The sequence below is a fragment of the Limnospira sp. genome, from assembly GCF_051859755.1.
Taxonomy (GTDB): domain Bacteria; phylum Cyanobacteriota; class Cyanobacteriia; order Cyanobacteriales; family Microcoleaceae; genus Limnospira; species Limnospira fusiformis.
Genome location: NZ_JBIMLI010000267.1, coordinates 1 through 2,895 on the forward strand (window position 1 = coordinate 1; position 2,895 = coordinate 2,895).

Below are 2,895 nucleotides of genomic sequence, written 5' to 3' on the forward strand. Positions count from 1 at the left end.
TAAACAGTTATGGGATGGTCAGGATACGAGTTCCTTATATTCCACCAAGGGGTGAAAGTCCCACTAGGAGGTTATTTCAGGCATTGCAGCCTTATTTGACTCCTAAACGTCTCGCACGACATCATTAATATAACAAACACTCTCCCTAGTTATCCGGTTAATTTCATCTGAATTTCATCTTTGCTAATGGAAATTTCCCCCATCAACTTAATTCCCCTGTGGTTCGTCTGTCTGTTAGCTTTTTATGTGGCTTGCACCCTCGGAGCCAATGATGTGGCTAACTCTATGGGGACTTCTGTAGGGTCAAAGGCGATTACTCTCCGACAAGCTATTATCATCGCTGGGGTTCTGGAATTTTTTGGGGCGGTATTATTCGGGGGTAGGGTTTCGGAAACTTTGGCTACTGGGGTAGTCAAGCCGGAAGAATTTATCCGATCGCCTCAATTGTTCCAATTGGGTATGATAGCGGTATTAGTCTCGACCGGGTTATGGCTACAAATTGCTACCCGTAAGGGTTTACCCGTCGCCTCTTCCCATGCTGTGGTCGGTGCTATTTCGGGATTTAGTGCTGTGGCTGTAGGATGGACTGCTGTAGCCTGGAAAACTGTAGGTTTGATTTCTCTGGCTTGGTTAATTACCCCCCTCATTAGTGCGGCGATCGCTGCCTTACTCTACAGTCTCATTAAATACTGGATTTTGGAACACCCACACCCACAACAACAAATTCTCGAATGGACCCCCTGGCTCAGTTGTGCCATGATTGCAGTGTTTGGCACTTTAGTAGTCCCAGAAATTAGTCAACCCCTCGCCTCTTGGATGAAAAGCCAATGGGGTCTTAATTTTCCTACCCATGATTTGACTATTGCGATCGCTGGTCTCGCTGTAGTTGGCCTTACCTGGTTTAGTTGGCAACCTACTTTTAGATCCGGTGATAGCAAGTCCTCCATTGAAAAACAACTCGCTCAGTTTCAGGTTTTCAGTGCTTGCTTTGTTGCTTTTGCTCATGGGTCTAATGATGTTGGTAACACTGTCGCACCCCTTGCCATTATTGTCTATATCCGACAAACCGCTTCTGTCCCCCTCGGAGAGTTTCATATCCCCCTCTGGGTATTAGTTATTGGCGGCGCTGGTATTGCTACAGGTCTGGCGGTTTGGGGTCAAAAAGTGATCTCCACTGTCGGCGAAAATATTATCACTTTAACCCCTAGTGCCGGATTTTCGGCTGAACTGGCCACCGCCACCACTGTATTAATTGCTTCTAACTTAGGGATACCTGTTTCTACCTCCCATGCGTTAGTTGGCGGTGTCGTCGGGGTGGGAATTGTTCAAGGCTGGAAGTCTATTAAATTTGGGACTGTAGGTAATATCGCCTTGGCTTGGTTAATTACAGTCCCCACCGCTGCATTTTTGGCCGCTACAGGGTTTCTACTCCTGCGATATTTCATCGGGTAGCTTTAGCTATGGTAGCCCCCCACCTCCCCCACCTCCCCATAGTTATCAATATTTTGTCCCCCTCCCCCCCTAGGGGATGTTAAACTATGGGGAAATAGCTCATTGGTGAGATCAGAGGATAAAGACGTGGTGACAACTCCTGAGAAAATTACAAATCCTAGCACCCAATTAAGCGATCGCCCTAAATCAGATCGGGTAGCCGTTTTATTGATGGGTTATGGAGAAGTAGAAAGCTATGAAGACTTTGCCAATTATAATGAACAGGCTTTAAATCTGTTAACCGCCAAATTCGCCCCTGTTCCCACTTGGATTTATCCGCCTCTGGCGCGGATTTTGGCAATCTTTGACCTCCATGAATGGAGTCATCAGCATGGCAATTTCATTTCTCCCCATAATGCCATTTTTGAGAAACAACGCGCCGGAATTGAAGCACATTTACAACAAAAATGGGGCGATCGCATCCAAGTATTTAAAGCCTTTAATTTCTGCGCCCCCTTCCTACCAGAAACCGTTTTAGGTCAAATTAAAAGTGAAGGATTCGACAAAATCCTGATTTATCCACTGTTAGTAGTTGATTCAATTTTTACCAGTGGTATAGCTGTAGAACAGGTGAATAATGCCCTGGCAAAATTAGCCGATACCAACAGCCATTGGGTGACAGGTCAGCGTTATATCCCCTCCTTTTACAATCAGCCTGAATACATTGATTTAATGGCGGAATTAGTGCAGGCAAAAATTGAGGAAGAATTGGCGATCGCACATTTACCCTCCCAAACTGGCATCGTATTAATGAATCATGGATGCCCCCATAAAGCCAAGGGTTTTACATCAGGAATTGATGAAAGTCAAGCCTTATATGAAAAAGTCCGGGAAAAACTCATCAACCGTTATCCCTTAATTTCTGTAGGCTGGCTAAACCATGATACCCCCCTGATTGACTGGACTCAACCGAACGCACAACTAGCCGCCCATAATCTGATAGAATTAGGAGCAACGGCTATTGTCTTCATGCCCATAGGGTTTGCTACCGAAAACCACGAAACCCTATTAGATGTAGAACACATTATCGAGGCATTGCGGCGGCGACATCCCCAAGTAAGATATATTCAGATGGCTTGTGTCAATGACCATCCCCAATTCCTGGAGATGGCTGCTAATTGGGCAGATCCTCAGATTGAGGCATTGTTAAGCCAAACCGCATTATCTATTAATCCTAGCCTGGCAGTACAATCAGATCCAGGTCATCATAGCCATAGCCATCATCATCATAGCCATAGCCATAGCCATAGCCATGATCATGATCATCACCACCATTAAAACCTAGGGGCGGGTTCTCCAATTATCCCCTATGTCTACCAGATTATTCGTCAGCACCCCCGGCTGAAGCACGGGGGCTTCGTGCCCCCGCTTTCAGGTAGCTGACCAGCTTAAGCCTTAACTGGC

2 protein-coding genes are annotated in these 2,895 nt (G+C 46.0%); both read left to right on the forward strand.

Features of this window, described 5'->3' with window-relative positions; translation table 11 throughout:
• The first annotated feature begins 186 nt into the window (after window positions 1-186).
• Window positions 187-1,452: an inorganic phosphate transporter gene (locus tag ACTIE0_RS23675; RefSeq protein ID WP_006625611.1), complete on the forward strand. Its 1,266-nt coding sequence runs from the start codon at window positions 187-189 to the stop codon at window positions 1,450-1,452.
• A gap of 126 nt (window positions 1,453-1,578) precedes the next feature.
• Entirely contained in the window at window positions 1,579-2,769 is a 1,191-nt protein-coding gene (locus tag ACTIE0_RS23680; RefSeq protein WP_006625609.1) for a ferrochelatase, read from the forward strand.
• Window positions 2,770-2,895: the final 126 nt, after the last annotated feature.

Bases quoted from the DNA above. Each gene is read 5' to 3' on its own strand.
- ACTIE0_RS23675 (WP_006625611.1), top strand. From the start codon at position 187: ATGGAAATTTCCCCCATCAACTTAATTCCCCTGTGGTTCGTCTGTCTG.